The organism is Pseudomonas sp. NFACC05-1, from assembly GCF_900100135.1.
Taxonomy (GTDB): Bacteria; Pseudomonadota; Gammaproteobacteria; order Pseudomonadales; family Pseudomonadaceae; genus Aquipseudomonas; species Aquipseudomonas fluorescens_Q.
The window spans coordinates 77,075-90,344 of record NZ_FMTR01000021.1 but is presented as its reverse complement, the minus strand read 5'-3'; the positions used below and the strand labels follow the sequence as shown (position 1 = coordinate 90,344).

Below are 13,270 nucleotides of genomic sequence, written 5' to 3'. Positions count from 1 at the left end.
GGCGATGACCATTCCTACGGGTGTCATGCCTAATCCTCCGGCCTTGGCCTAGGATTGCTCCTATGTGACGCCAGACCTGCGATGATGTTCCCATCCATTTTTTCGTGAAGTTTCCCCATGTTGCTGACCCGTCATCTCGATGCCAACGCGGCGCTGGTTTCGCTGATCGAACCCTTGGCGACCCGTGACGGCTTTATTCCTACGCGCCTGCCTGGCGTGCAAGTGCTGCGGTGCAGCCAGGACATCGCCCGTGGCCCGCAGCTCTACGAGCCGAGCCTGGTGATCATCGCCCAAGGCAGCAAGCTGGCGTACCTGGGACCGCGTACGCTGGAGTACGGCGCCGGGCATTACTTGATCCAGGCGTTGCCGGTGCCGTTCGAATGTGAAACCTACGCCATGCCCGATGCTCCGTTGCTCGGGATTTCGGTTGCGATCGATCGGGCGCTGTTGGGCGAGCTGGTGCTGGCCATGGGATTGATGCCGGGGCGAAGCCTCGCGGCCCAGACGCCGGAGTCCATGACCAGCGCCGTGCTCGATGGCGCCATGCGCGGATGCGTCGAACGCCTGTTGCAGTGCTTGCACGACCCACTGGAATGCCAGGTCATGGGCCAGGCGCGGCTGCGGGAGTTGCTGTTCGTCGCGTTGCGCGGGCCCCAGGCCGATGTGCTGCGGGCGCTGGTGGAGCAGCAAGGCCAATTCGCCCGGATTGCCGCGGCCCTGAGCCATTTGCATACGCACTTCACCGAGCCGCTGAACGTCGAGACATTGGCCAGTTGCGCGAACATGAGCGCTTCGACCTTCCATGAGCATTTCAAGCGCAGCACCTTGCTGTCGCCCGTGCAGTACCTCAAGCGTCTGCGCCTGCTCAAGGCTCAACGACTGCTGCTCAGCGAAGGCTTGGGCGTGGCCCAGGTCGCGCATCAGGTGGGGTATCAGAGTTCGTCGCAGTTCAGCCGGGAATACAAGCGTTACTTCGAGCGCAACCCTGGGGAAGAGCGCGCCGCCTGATCCGCTGAAAATCCCTTGTGGGAGCGGTGTTCCTGGGATGGCAGGCAACAAAAAGGCCCCCATTGCGGGTAATGCTGTTCACTTAAGGCAGTCGACAAACCCGTGGCGAGGGAGCTTGCTCCCGCTGGGCCGCGAAGCGGCCCCAAAACCTGCCAAATACGGAGCATCAGACACACCGCACCCGCCGATTTACGACTGCTTCGCAGCCGAGCGGGAGCAAGCTCCCTCGCCACAGGTCCATCATTTTTCTTAAGTGAACAGCATTACCCCATTGCGGGAGCCTCGATGTTCAGCGTGTCGGCTTACATGTTCGGGTAAGTCGGTCCGCCAGCGCCTTCCGGCGACACCCAAGTGATGTTCTGCGAAGGGTCCTTGATGTCACAGGTCTTGCAGTGCACGCAGTTCTGGGCGTTGATCTGGAAGCGCTTCTCGCCGTCTTCCTTGGTCACCACTTCGTACACGCCCGCCGGGCAGTAGCGTTGGGCTGGTTCGTCGTACAGCGGCAGGTTCTTGCTGATCGGGATGCTCGGGTCGGTCAGCTTCAGGTGGCAGGGCTGTTCTTCTTCATGGTTGGTACCGGAGATGAACACCGAGCTGAGTTTGTCGAAGCTGATCTTGCCGTCCGGTTTCGGGTAGTCGATCTTCTTGCTGTCGGCCGCCAGCTTGAGGCAGGCGTAGTCCGGCTTGTTGTCGTGCAGGGTGAACGGCAGCTTGCCGCCGAAGATGTTCTGGTCGAGCCAGTTGAAGCCGCCGCCGATGATGGCGCCGTACTTGTGGATCGCCGCGCCGAAGTTGCGACTGGCGAACAGCTCTTCGTACAGCCAGCTGTTCTTGAAGCTGTCGACGTAGGCGGTCAGTTCATCACCGCCTTCGGATTCGGCGAACAGGCGATCGGCCACCGCCTCGGCGGCGAGCATGCCGGACTTCATGGCGGTGTGGCTGCCCTTGATCTTGGCGAAGTTCAAAGTGCCGAGGTCGCAACCGATCAACGCGCCGCCCTTGAAGACCATTTTCGGCAGCGAATTCAGGCCGCCCTTGCAGATGGCGCGGGCGCCGTAGCTGACGCGCTTGCCGCCTTCCAGGTACTGCTTGAGCACCGGGTGATGCTTGAGGCGCTGGAACTCGTCGAACGGCGACAGGTAGGCATTGCTGTAGGACAGGTCGACGATCAGGCCGACCACCACCTGGTTGTTTTCCAGGTGATAAAGGAAGGAGCCGCCGGTGTTCTCGGTGCCCATGATGTCCAGCGGCCAGCCGGCGGTGTGCACCACCAGGCCGGGTTGATGCTTGGCCGGGTCGATTTCCCAGATTTCCTTCAGGCCGATGCCGTAGTGCTGGGCGTCGGCCTCGCTGTCCAGGTTGAAGCGCTTGATCAACTGCTTGCCGATGTGGCCACGGCAGCCTTCGGCGAACAGCGTGTATTTGCCGCGCAACTCCATGCCCGGGGTGTAGAGGCCTTCCTTCGGATTGCCTTCGCGGTCGACACCCAGGTCGCCGGTGATGATCCCGCGCACCACGCCGTTCTCGTCGAACAGCGCTTCCTGGGCGGCGAACCCTGGGTAGATCTCCACGCCCAGGTTCTCGGCTTGCTGGGCCAGCCAGCGGCACAGGTTGCCCAGGGAAATAATATAGTTGCCTTCGTTGTGCATGGTCTTGGGCACGAAGAAGTCAGGGATTTTGCTCGCGGTCTCGGCGTTTTTCAGGACATAAATGTCATCGCGTTTGACGGGCGTATTCAGCGGTGCGCCGAGTTCTTTCCAGTCTGGAAACAGTTCGTTCAGGGCACGGGGTTCGAACACCGCGCCGGAGAGAATGTGCGCACCGACTTCCGAGCCTTTTTCGACCACGCAGACGCTGATTTCCTTACCGGCTTCGGCGGCCTTCTGTTTCAGTCGGCAAGCGGCAGACAGGCCAGCGGGGCCGGCACCGACGATGACCACGTCGAATTCCATGTATTCGCGTTCCACAGGGCTATCTCCTACTCAAGGCTCACAGTTTTTTCTAATTGGAGGTTTGGCGTTGCATCCGTTGTTTCCTTCGCAAAAAGCGACGAAAGCGACAATGGATGAAACGCGTGTCTCTCTTAAGCGGCGCATTATATCTACACCACTCTCAGGGTCCAATACAAACGTTTGTTTGAAATTGCCGCAGCCCAGATAAATCACTGACGTACGGCTTATGACTGACCATTTTGCCGTATTGACCGGAATAGGCGTTCCGGTCAAGATACGGGCGGTTTTGCGCTCGCCGTAGGCTGACTGTTGGTTTCAAGAGCACCTCTAAAGACAGGGCGAAGGCAGCACAAAGTGACGCATTGCGTGGTTCCGACGCGCAGTTTACACGCCGCGATAATGAATGACTCATCGGTCATCACTGACGAATGGTCTTCACTCCCGTGAGCTGGGTCATGTGTGGTTCATGCCGGCGTTTTTAGAGGTGCCCTTGCGCCCATGAGCATCAACCGCCAGGTTCGCCTAGGCGACTTTTTTTCACCGGAGAGTAACGAGGAATCCATGAAGGTTCTTGTAGCTGTCAAACGAGTGGTCGACTATAACGTCAAGGTTCGCGTCAAGGCGGACAACTCCGGCGTCGACCTCGCCAACGTCAAGATGTCGATGAACCCTTTCTGCGAAATCGCCGTAGAAGAAGCCGTACGCCTGAAGGAAAAAGGCGTGGCGACTGAGATCGTCGTCGTCTCCATCGGCCCGACCACCGCCCAGGAACAACTGCGCACCGCGCTGGCACTGGGTGCCGATCGCGCCATCCTCGTCGAATCCGCCGAAGACCTGACCTCGCTGGCTGTGGCCAAGCTGCTCAAGGCCGTTGTCGACAAGGAACAACCATCGCTGGTGATCCTCGGCAAACAAGCCATCGACAGCGACAACAACCAGACCGGCCAGATGCTCGCTGCTTTGAGCGGCTACGGTCAGGGCACCTTCGCCTCCAAAGTCGAAGTGTCTGGTGACAGCGTTGCCGTGACCCGCGAGATCGACGGCGGCGCACAGACCGTTTCCCTGAAACTGCCAGCGATCGTCACCACCGACCTGCGTTTGAACGAGCCGCGTTATGCGTCCCTGCCAAACATCATGAAAGCCAAGAAGAAGCCGCTTGAAGTGCTGACGCCTGACGCTTTGGGCGTTTCCACCGCCTCCACCAACAAGACCCTCAAGGTCGAAGCGCCGGCTGCACGCAGCGCGGGCATCAAGGTCAAGTCGGTGGCTGAACTGGTCGAGAAACTGAAAAACGAAGCGAAGGTGATCTGATCATGGCTATCCTCGTAATCGCCGAACACGATAACAAGGCGCTGGCTCCGGCCACGCTGAACACTGTTGCTGCTGCCGCTAAAATCGGTGGCGACATTCACGTGCTGGTAGCTGGCCAGGGCGCTGGCGCCGTGGCTGAAGCTGCTGCGAAAATCGCAGGCGTGGCCAAAGTGCTGTCGGCCGACAACGCCGCCTACGCGCACCAGTTGCCGGAAAACGTTGCGCCGCTGGTAGCCGAGCTGGGCAAGGGCTACAGCCACATCCTGGCGGCCGCCACGTCCAACGGCAAAAACATCCTGCCGCGCGTGGCTGCTGCACTGGACGTCGACCAGATCTCCGAGATCATCTCGGTCGAAAGCGCCGACACCTTCAAGCGTCCGATCTACGCGGGCAACGCCATTGCCACCGTGCAATCGACCGCTGCGGTCAAGGTCATCACCGTTCGCGCCACCGGTTTCGACCCGGTTGCCGCCGAAGGTGGCTCGGCTGCCGTTGAAGCGGTAGGCGCTGCCCACGACGCCGGCATCTCCAGCTTCGTCAACGAAGAACTGGCCAAGTCCGACCGTCCTGAACTGACCGCTGCCAAGATCGTCGTTTCCGGCGGCCGTGGCATGCAGAACGGCGATAACTTCAAGCACCTGTACGCCCTGGCCGACAAGCTGGGCGCGGCGGTCGGCGCTTCCCGCGCGGCGGTCGACGCAGGCTTCGTGCCCAACGACATGCAGGTCGGCCAGACCGGCAAGATCGTTGCGCCACAGCTGTACATCGCCGTCGGTATCTCCGGCGCGATCCAGCACCTGGCGGGCATGAAAGACTCCAAGGTGATCGTAGCGATCAACAAGGACGAAGAAGCGCCGATCTTCCAGGTGGCCGACTATGGCCTGGTGGCGGACCTGTTCGAAGCCATCCCTGAGCTGGAGAAGCTGGTCTAATCCGGCGTCTTCACTTATAAAGAGCCCGGCCCTTTGGCCGGGCTTTTTATTTCTGCCTCAGAGGAGCGTATTGCCATGGATCTGCGTCGTTTGGCCGGCTGGCCGTTGCTGTGGACGTTGGCGCTCGTGCCAGGCCTGTCTGTCGCCGCCGGCAAATGTGAACGACTGATCGCTACCGGTAGCCCGGATGCGCCGCCCTATCTCTGGCAGGACCCTCAAGACCCCAAGCACTTGATTGGCGCCAGTGCCGACCTGCTGGCGCACGTCGCGCAAGAACTGGGGATCAAGATCGAACTGCTGTATGCCGGCAAGCGCGCCCAGGCGTTGGACGAAGTGCGCAGCGGACGCATGGACCTGCTCACCGACGCGCCATTGACCGTTACCGGGCTTGAAGTGCTGGATTACGTTCATCCGCCCTTGCTCGAAAACGATTATCTGGTCTGGACCCGCAAGGACTCGACGCTGGTCATCAACCAGCCCGCAGACCTTCACGGTCATCCCGGGGCCTTGTCGGAAAAGGCCCGTATGACCCAGGGATTTGGCGTCTTTGCCGAGCAGCAATTGTCCCTGGTGCGCACGCCCAACCTGACCCAGGCCTTTCAGAAATTGCTGCTGGGAGAGGTGGAATATGTCCTGGCGGGGCGCTATTCGGGCCTGGCGATGGCGCAGACACTGGGGATGGCCAACGATCTGCAAGCCGCACCGCAACCGGTGGACAAACCCGGGCTGTTCCTCGCGGTTTCCCATAACTCCGCCTGCAATGACCCATGGTTACGCGGACAGCTGGCGCAAAAGATGACAGAATTGGCCGCGTCCGGTCTGACGGAGGCTGTGTTGCAGCGCAATCTCGAGCGTTGGAAAACACAGTTGCAGCCACCTGTCAGTGCCCCAAAACAGTAGGGAACATTAGTGACTATTCGACCTCTTTTCGCTGCCCTGGCCGTTCTGGCTCTGGCGGGCTGCGCAGCCGATCCGGCGCCGAATGAACAGATCCGCCTGACCGAACAGGCACTGGAGCAAGCGCGGGCCGTTGGCGCTACTGCCGACGAAGTGCCCGAATTGAAACTGGCTGAAGAAAAATTCGCTCGCGCCAAATCCAACATGGCCGACGAATCCTACAAGAAGGCGCGCATGCGGGCCGAACAGGCCGAACTCGACGCCCGCCTGGCCGAAGCGAAGGTGCTGACCCTCAAGAGCCAGGAGCAACTGAATGTGCTCGACACCCGCATCAAGCGCTTGCGCAAACAGCTGAGGGAGGATGCCCAATGAAGCACTCCCACGTATTGGGCGGTCTGGTACTCGCCGGCCTGGCCAGCTTGTATGGCTGCGCCGGCCAACGCAGCGAAGCGGCGCTCGACCAGGCCAGCACCGATTTCCAGAAGGTCAAGGAAGACGCCAACGTGTTGCGTGCCGCGCCCCGGGACGTGATTCGCGCTGGTGAATCCCTGGCCCGTGCCGATCGTTTGTCCAGCTACTGGGGCAGCGGCGAAGATGTGCAGCATTACGCCTACCTGAGCCAGCGCTACAGTGCGATCGCCCGGGAGCACAGCAATCAGGTGCTCAACGAAGAGCGCGCGGCGAAGCTCGAACTGGAGCGCCAGCGCCTGCAACTGGCCCTGCGCGAATCCAAGTTGCTGAGTGTGCAGCAACAGGGCAAATGGCTCGAAGAACAGATCATGGCGATGGCGACCACCCAGACCGATCGCGGCCTGGTGATGACCCTGGGCGACGTGCTGTTCGACACCGGCGAAGCGGAACTGAAAAACTCGGCCAACCGGGTGGTGCTCAAGATTGTGCAGTTCTTACAGCTCAATCCCAAGCGCGTGGTGCGTATCGAGGGGTACACCGACAGCACGGGCGGCAAGCAGGAAAACCTCAAGCTGTCTCGCGATCGCGCGCAAGCGGTCGCGGATGTGCTGGTGGACCTTGGGGTTGATGAAAAGCGCATCCAGGTCGAAGGCTACGGTGATGAATACCCGGTGGACGTCAACGCTACCGAGCGTGGCCGGGCACAGAACCGTCGCGTTGAAATTGTGTTCTCTGACGAAAAAGGCCAGCTCGGCGCCGCCCGCTAAGGGTTGCGTCACTGGAAAACCCGGCCCCTGTAGAAGGCGCCGGGTTTTTTTGGCCCTGCAATCGATGCGCGATGAGTACAGTTAGAGCTGTCACTCCACTGTACTGTCGAGTAATCTGGCAACTGTCCCAGTACACTTCTAAACTGTTCCGGTATCGTTTCCGACAAGAATAAAATGCCCGTGAAATCGAGTGCTGCGTCATGACCAACCTTCTGCTCTATCAACGTATTGCTCAACAGCTGGCTGAAGACATCCGGCGCGGTGTGTATCAGCCCGGTGAACGCGTGCCTTCGGTGCGCAAGATGAGCTCGCAGCTCAACGTCAGCCATGCCACGGTGCTGCAGGCCTACGCCAACCTTGAAGACCAGGGGCTGATCCGCGCGCGGCCGCAGTCGGGCTACTACGTGCACCAGACGCCGGCCCTGACGGCACCGACGCCGGACATTGCCCGGGTCGAGCGTCCGGGGCTGGTGACGCGCAGCAGCATCATTCAGCAAGTATTGGTCGAGTCGCGCCGCGAAGGGGTGTTTCCCCTGGGCGCGGCGGTCCCGAGCGTCGACTATCTGCCTGTCCGGGCCCTGCATCAGCAATTGGCCAAGGTCACACGCTTCCACAGCCCGCGGGCGTTCAGCTACATGTTCAGCCCGGGTTTCGAGCCGTTACGCCGCCAAGTGGCGATTCGCATGCGCGATGCCGGCGTCGTGGTGGACCCTTCCGAGGTGGTGATCACCCACGGCTGCGTCGATGCGTTGCAGATGTCCTTGCGGGTGCTGACGCGGCCCGGGGACTTGATCGCCGCTGAGTCGCCGACCTATTACGGCTTGCTGCAACTGGCGGATCTGTTGGGCCTCAAGGTTATCGAGATCCCCAGCGACCCGGTCACCGGTATGAGCCTGGAGGCCTTGCAGTTGGCGGCCAACCAATGGTCGATCAAGGCGCTGGTGCTGACCACGCGCCTGAGCAATCCTCTTGGCGGCACCATGCCGGAGGAGCGACAAAAGCAACTGCTGCGCCTGGCGTCGGACTTCGACATCCAGATCGTCGAGGACGATATCTATGGCGAGTTGATGTTCGAGCAGGGGCGCACCAAGGCCCTCAAGGCCTACGACCGGCTGGACCGGGTCATCTACTGCTCGAGTTTTTCCAAGACGTTGTCGCCGGGTGTGCGCATCGGTTGGATGATCGCGGGGAAATTCCAGCAGGAAATCCAGCGGCTCCAGACCTTCAGTACGCATTCGGCGTGCAGCGTCACGCAGATGGGCATTGCCGCGTACCTGGAAAACGGCGGCTATGACCGGCACTTGCGTTATATCCGGCAGGAGTACCGCAAGAACCTCAGCGCCTTTCAGCTGGCGGTGCAGCAGTACTTCCCCGAAGGCACGCAGATGAGCCGTCCCACTGGAGGCTTCATCCTGTGGGTCAGCCTGCCGGGGCGGGTCAATACCCAGGAGTTGCATGTGCGGGCGTTGCAACAAGGCATCAGCATCGCGCCAGGGCTGATTTTCAGTAACACCGAGCAGTTCAACCACTGCATTCGCTTGAACTGCGGCACCCCTTGGAACCGTGAGGCAGAGCGGGCCTTGATGACGCTGGGGCTGTTGGCCACTCAATTGTGCCAGGAGACAGCCAACGGATTTCTTTAGACGTCAGTGGCTTAGCTCGATGTGCTTGTCAGCGCCTCATTATCAGGCGAGCATGGGGGTCTCTGCCGTCAATGCTGTTGTATCTATGAAAGCCATTGTTCCTGCTGCCTGGGTTTTGATCGGCCTGTTGAGCGTCTTCCACATGGGAGGCGTAGTCGCGGCAGCGCCGGCGCAGGAAAAACCGGCCGCCAGTGTCACGAAGGATGCGCCGAAAAAAATCACAGCGGCCAAGAAACCTTCCGCCAAGAAGGTGGCACCGGCGAAGAAAAAACGCGCGCCCATCGCCTCCAAGAGCAAATCCGCCCACGAGGTCGCCAAGACCCCATTGCCGCCGGCCAAGCTGGATTTGAGCTTGCCCCATGAGATGGTCGATCAACTGCAACCACCGGGTAAGGGGGTGCAGTTCAAGCGTGAACCCCTCTTGCCGTCGATGTTCGGCGAGAAACCCGGGCCGTTTCAGCTCAATGGCCGTTTGTTGAGCAATGAAATGCAGCTGCCACTGCGCAACCAGGAGCGCAATGAGGTGGAAGGCGCAGCACTGGATTTCGAATTCAAGCAATAAACCTTCGACAGGCCTGCAGTTCGTCGCTGACCATTCGGTCATCCCACCGTGGGCAAAAAAACACGCAGACGGTAATTTAAAACGAGTGTTTTAGCCGTTACTCTGTGTTCTGTTACTAACCATTACCTGTCCTGAGGATGTTGTCGTCATGAAATGCCGTGAAGGCTGTGGCGCCTGTTGCATCGCCCCTTCCATCAGCTCACCTATCCCTGGCATGCCCCAAGGCAAGCCGGCGGGAGAACGTTGCGTGCAATTGTCGGTCGATAACCTGTGCCGGATCTTCGGCCTGCCGGAGCGTCCGGCGGTGTGCTCGGCGTTCGAAGCCGACATCGAGGTGTGCGGCAGCAGCAGTGAAGAGGCCATCCGGCTGATCGGTTGGTGGGAGCAAATCACGGCAGCGTAATGAGTCAATGAACGGATCCTAACTGAACGAACTTGGACAATAAGGAAAAGAACTATGGGTTCGCTGCATCGTATGGCTGTGTTGTGTGGGTTGACCGTGTTGCTGGCAACGGCCACCGCTCAGGCAGAGGACTGGCAGGTTGCCAAGGAGAAAGACGGTATCAAGGTTTCCCTCAGTGAGGTGGCGGGCTCCAAATACAAGGCCTATCGCGGCGTGACGGTGATGAAAACCACCATGGCCAAGCTTCGGACCCTGCAGGAAGACGTTCCCGGTGCCTGCGCCTGGATTCATGAATGCAAGAGCCAGAAACTGCTCAAGCACGAAGGCAATCAGAGCTGGACCTACACTCAGTTCAACACGCCATGGCCGGTGACGTCCCGGGACTCGGTACTGGAAGTCACCACCGAGGAGGGCGCCGATGGCAGCCTGACCCGCAAGCTCAAGGGGGTGCCGAAATACCTGCCCGAAGAGCAAGGTTTCGTGCGCGTGACCCAGGTCGACGGCTTCTGGAAGTTCACGCCAAGGGGCGCTGGCCAGATCGAAGTGACCTACCAGGTCCACACCGAACCAGGGGGGGACGTGCCGTCCTGGCTGGCGAACAAGTTCGTGGTGGATGCACCGTTCAATACTTTGAAAGCCCTCAAGGCGCGCGCCGAAAACTGATCGGCCACGGCTTCATACCCAGAGACCGCCCCAGAGGCGGTCTTTTCATGGGTGCCGTCCAGACGCCCGGCGGAACGATTGTCCAGACCTCAATGTCGAGATAAAGGTAAGCCAGGCCCTGAATTGATCAAGGAGACACCGATGCAAAAGTGGGAAATCACTTTCGTGGATGATCATGGCGAAGCCATCGCCGAGCAGTTCGACTACGAGCAGGAGCCTACGATGGAGCAGGCTGCACAACTGATTCGCGAAAAATTGCTGCCCGTTTCCGCCCAACTGGACCTCAACGACCTGGAAGGTCGCACTGAAGATCCCACCGTCAAGAACCTCAAGTCCCAGCACAGTATCGAAATCATCAGCATTACACCGATTTCATGAAACGGTGCCTGGTCTCGCTTGGCAGCGGCCGCCACTTGCGGCTACTCTGCAATTGAGATCAGCGAAAGGATCGCCAAGGTCCGGTCTTGTCAGCTACATGCTTGTGTCCCGACGGCCATTTGATGCCGTACTGCTTGCAGCCTGAGGGCTTCACGCACGGGAAGACGGAAAGTCTATCCATTGGTTTCAGGAGGACGTTTCATGAGCACAGCCTATCAAGAAGACATCAGCACCAGCGTGTTGCGCCGCATGAAAGAAGGCGGTTTCGATTTTTCCCGATTCCATCCCATTGAGTTCTACGCCATTTTCCCGGACGAGGAGCGGGCGCGCAGGGCGGCAGGTCATTTTCGGGGAGAATCGTTGAACGCGCAGATCAGTGCACGGGACGATGGGGCTTGGTCGTTGGAACTGAGCCGGGTGATGTACGCCACTTACGATGACATTGGCGACTTCGAGCAAGACTTTGAGGCAGTCGTCGAACCCTTGGGTGGTGTGATCGAGGGCTGGGGTGTCAAGCAAGAGATCCGGCGCCTGCAGGCCTGACAGTCACTCACCGCAACCACAGCAACGGCTGACCTTTGTGTCGGCCGTTTTCATGTCTGTGAGCTAATCGAGCGTCCCTGTGGGAGCCGAGCTTGCTCGCGATGGCGGCTGCACGATCAACATCATTACTCGCTGACACACCACAATCACTTCCCCAGGTTTTGTACTTAACTGTATCCAGATCAAGTCGCGTCGTTTTTCCGAGACTATGCTCAGCAGAGCGACGCCCCTGCGTCGCAATGAAGCGGGGGCAGCGGGGTGGGGGCATTTGTTGCACTAGAAAAGTGCGCGGCCTGTCAGAGGAGAATCCAACCCGTTGATCATAAAGCGTTTATGCCGATGGCACGGGGCTTGCGAAGCCTTGCTGCCAGGGTGACAAGGAGTACGGCATGATCCGCAGCGGTTTTGATGAAATGTACGATGCCAACGGCCAGGTCCGCCCGCATTACCAGGCGTTTGCCCGCTGGCTGGCTGAAACGCCTGGTGAGCTGCTGGCGCAACGCAGGCGCGAAGCCGACCTGTTGTTTCATCGTGCTGGCATTACGTTTACGCTCTACGGGGACGAGCAGGGGACCGAGCGCCTGATCCCTTTCGACACTATTCCGCGCAGCATCCCGGCCAGTGAATGGCGGGTGGTCGAACGCGGCTGCATCCAGCGGGTCAAGGCGCTGAACATGTTCCTGGCCGACCTCTACCACGAACAACGGATCATCCGGGCCGGCATCATTCCCGCCGAACAGGTGCTGGTCAACGAGCAGTACCAACTGGCGATGCAGGGGCTTGATCTGCACCGCGACATCTATGCCCACATTTGTGGTGTCGATCTGGTTCGCGACGGTGACGGCACGTACTACGTGCTCGAAGACAATCTTCGTACGCCCAGCGGCGTCAGCTACATGCTCGAAGACCGCAAGATGATGATGCGCCTGTTCCCCGAACTGTTCGCCGCCCAGCGCATCGCCCCTATCGATCATTATCCGAACCTGCTGCTAGACACCCTGAAAAGCGCCAGCCCGCTGGACGATCCCAGTGTCGTGGTGCTCACGCCGGGGCGTTTCAACAGCGCGTTCTTCGAGCACGCGTTCCTGGCCCGAGAGATGGGCGTGGAGTTGGTGGAAGGCGCCGACCTGTTCGTGCGTGATGACAAAGTGTTCATGCGCACCACCGACGGCCCGAAAGCGGTGGATGTGATCTACCGTCGCCTCGACGACGCGTTCCTCGATCCGCTGGCCTTCAACCCGGACTCGATGCTCGGGGTGCCGGGCCTGTTGTCCTCCTATCGTTCCGGCAACGTGGTGCTGGCCAACGCCATCGGCACGGGCGTGGCGGACGACAAGTCGGTGTACCCCTTCGTCACCGACATGATCCGTTTTTACCTGGACGAGGAGCCGATTCTGAAGAACGTCCCTACATGGCAATGTCGTAATCCTGCTGAACTTTCCCACGTGCTGGCGAATCTTCCCGACCTGGTGGTCAAGGAAACCCAGGGTTCCGGCGGTTACGGAATGCTGGTGGGGCCGGCCGCGACGACGGCGCAGATCGATGCCTTCCGAGAGCGGATCAAGGCCAAGCCGCACGCCTATATCGCTCAGCCGACGCTGTCGCTCTCGACCTGTCCGACCTTTGTCGAAAACGGCATCGCCCCGCGCCACATCGACTTGCGGCCGTTTGTGCTGTCGGGGCGCGAGACCCGCGTGGTGCCTGGTGGGCTGACGCGGGTGGCGCTGCGCGAAGGTTCCCTGGTGGTGAATTCATCCCAGGGCGGTGGGACCAAGGATACTTGGGTAGTCGAGGATTGAG

At 60.1% G+C, this 13,270-nt stretch carries 14 protein-coding genes; 13 read left to right on the top strand and 1 reads right to left on the bottom strand.

Translation table 11 applies throughout. The features are described 5' to 3' along the window. The first annotated feature begins 117 nt into the window (after nucleotides 1-117). On the top strand, nucleotides 118-1,008 hold the full coding sequence (locus tag BLO97_RS24235; protein WP_063324937.1) for an AraC family transcriptional regulator: 891 nt from the start codon (nucleotides 118-120) through the stop codon (nucleotides 1,006-1,008). 302 nt (nucleotides 1,009-1,310) lie between these two features. On the opposite strand, the gene BLO97_RS24230 is transcribed toward BLO97_RS24235, so the two are convergent. Beyond that, nucleotides 1,311-2,975: an electron transfer flavoprotein-ubiquinone oxidoreductase gene (locus BLO97_RS24230; protein WP_092147184.1), complete on the bottom strand. Its 1,665-nt coding sequence runs from the start codon at nucleotides 2,973-2,975 to the stop codon at nucleotides 1,311-1,313. Nucleotides 2,976-3,521: 546 nt separating this feature from the next. Here BLO97_RS24230 and BLO97_RS24225 point away from each other — a divergent pair. The 12 genes from BLO97_RS24225 (at nucleotide 3,522) to BLO97_RS24170 (ending at nucleotide 13,269) form a co-directional block, all read left to right on the top strand. After that, entirely contained in the window at nucleotides 3,522-4,271 is a 750-nt protein-coding gene (locus tag BLO97_RS24225) for an electron transfer flavoprotein subunit beta/FixA family protein (protein ID WP_014339477.1), read from the top strand. 2 nt (nucleotides 4,272-4,273) lie between these two features. After that, nucleotides 4,274-5,203: an electron transfer flavoprotein subunit alpha/FixB family protein gene (locus BLO97_RS24220; RefSeq protein ID WP_092147187.1), complete on the top strand. Its 930-nt coding sequence runs from the start codon at nucleotides 4,274-4,276 to the stop codon at nucleotides 5,201-5,203. Nucleotides 5,204-5,278: 75 nt separating this feature from the next. Further along, nucleotides 5,279-6,103 carry a substrate-binding periplasmic protein gene (locus BLO97_RS24215; protein WP_092348540.1) on the top strand — a complete coding sequence of 275 codons (825 nt, stop codon included), beginning with the start codon at nucleotides 5,279-5,281 and terminating at the stop codon, nucleotides 6,101-6,103. Between the two features lie 9 nt (nucleotides 6,104-6,112). Then, nucleotides 6,113-6,472, top strand: a complete 360-nt coding sequence (locus BLO97_RS24210; protein ID WP_003204190.1) for a DUF4398 domain-containing protein — start codon at nucleotides 6,113-6,115, stop codon at nucleotides 6,470-6,472. Beyond that, nucleotides 6,469-7,278 carry an OmpA family protein gene (locus BLO97_RS24205; protein ID WP_063324941.1) on the top strand — a complete coding sequence of 270 codons (810 nt, stop codon included), beginning with the start codon at nucleotides 6,469-6,471 and terminating at the stop codon, nucleotides 7,276-7,278. Before BLO97_RS24210 ends, BLO97_RS24205 begins: the two co-directional genes overlap by 4 nt. A 200-nt stretch (nucleotides 7,279-7,478) precedes the next feature. After that, nucleotides 7,479-8,921 carry an aminotransferase-like domain-containing protein gene (locus BLO97_RS24200; protein WP_014339472.1) on the top strand — a complete coding sequence of 481 codons (1,443 nt, stop codon included), beginning with the start codon at nucleotides 7,479-7,481 and terminating at the stop codon, nucleotides 8,919-8,921. Between the two features lie 85 nt (nucleotides 8,922-9,006). Beyond that, a complete protein-coding gene (locus BLO97_RS24195) occupies nucleotides 9,007-9,483 on the top strand; it encodes a translation initiation factor 2 (protein ID WP_092348537.1) in 477 nt (158 codons plus the stop codon). A 148-nt stretch (nucleotides 9,484-9,631) separates the two neighbouring features. Further along, nucleotides 9,632-9,886: a YkgJ family cysteine cluster protein gene (locus tag BLO97_RS24190; protein WP_063324943.1), complete on the top strand. Its 255-nt coding sequence runs from the start codon at nucleotides 9,632-9,634 to the stop codon at nucleotides 9,884-9,886. Between the two features lie 54 nt (nucleotides 9,887-9,940). Then, on the top strand, nucleotides 9,941-10,549 hold the full coding sequence (locus tag BLO97_RS24185) for an START domain-containing protein (protein ID WP_092348534.1): 609 nt from the start codon (nucleotides 9,941-9,943) through the stop codon (nucleotides 10,547-10,549). 141 nt (nucleotides 10,550-10,690) lie between these two features. After that, nucleotides 10,691-10,927 (top strand): hypothetical protein, encoded by a 237-nt coding sequence (locus BLO97_RS24180; protein WP_057452053.1) that lies wholly within the window; start codon nucleotides 10,691-10,693, stop codon nucleotides 10,925-10,927. Nucleotides 10,928-11,128: 201 nt separating this feature from the next. Beyond that, nucleotides 11,129-11,470: a ribonuclease E inhibitor RraB gene (locus tag BLO97_RS24175; protein ID WP_003179463.1), complete on the top strand. Its 342-nt coding sequence runs from the start codon at nucleotides 11,129-11,131 to the stop codon at nucleotides 11,468-11,470. A gap of 389 nt (nucleotides 11,471-11,859) precedes the next feature. Further along, nucleotides 11,860-13,269, top strand: coding sequence for a circularly permuted type 2 ATP-grasp protein (locus BLO97_RS24170; protein ID WP_063324945.1), 1,410 nt, complete (start codon nucleotides 11,860-11,862; stop codon nucleotides 13,267-13,269). The last annotated feature ends 1 nt before the right edge of the window (nucleotide 13,270 follow it).

Excerpts from the sequence above, each read along its gene's own strand:
- BLO97_RS24180 (WP_057452053.1), top strand. The coding sequence starts at position 10,691 with ATGCAAAAGTGGGAAATCACTTTCGTGGATGATCATGGCGAAGCCATC.
- BLO97_RS24205 (WP_063324941.1), top strand. The coding sequence starts at position 6,469 with ATGAAGCACTCCCACGTATTGGGCGGTCTGGTACTCGCCGGCCTGGCC.
- BLO97_RS24235 (WP_063324937.1), top strand. The coding sequence starts at position 118 with ATGTTGCTGACCCGTCATCTCGATGCCAACGCGGCGCTGGTTTCGCTG.
- BLO97_RS24185 (WP_092348534.1), top strand. The coding sequence starts at position 9,941 with ATGGGTTCGCTGCATCGTATGGCTGTGTTGTGTGGGTTGACCGTGTTG.
- BLO97_RS24215 (WP_092348540.1), top strand. The coding sequence starts at position 5,279 with ATGGATCTGCGTCGTTTGGCCGGCTGGCCGTTGCTGTGGACGTTGGCG.
- BLO97_RS24190 (WP_063324943.1), top strand. The coding sequence starts at position 9,632 with ATGAAATGCCGTGAAGGCTGTGGCGCCTGTTGCATCGCCCCTTCCATC.
- BLO97_RS24200 (WP_014339472.1), top strand. The coding sequence starts at position 7,479 with ATGACCAACCTTCTGCTCTATCAACGTATTGCTCAACAGCTGGCTGAA.
- BLO97_RS24170 (WP_063324945.1), top strand. The coding sequence starts at position 11,860 with ATGATCCGCAGCGGTTTTGATGAAATGTACGATGCCAACGGCCAGGTC.
- BLO97_RS24195 (WP_092348537.1), top strand. The coding sequence starts at position 9,007 with ATGAAAGCCATTGTTCCTGCTGCCTGGGTTTTGATCGGCCTGTTGAGC.
- BLO97_RS24175 (WP_003179463.1), top strand. The coding sequence starts at position 11,129 with ATGAGCACAGCCTATCAAGAAGACATCAGCACCAGCGTGTTGCGCCGC.
- BLO97_RS24220 (WP_092147187.1), top strand. The coding sequence starts at position 4,274 with ATGGCTATCCTCGTAATCGCCGAACACGATAACAAGGCGCTGGCTCCG.
- BLO97_RS24225 (WP_014339477.1), top strand. The coding sequence starts at position 3,522 with ATGAAGGTTCTTGTAGCTGTCAAACGAGTGGTCGACTATAACGTCAAG.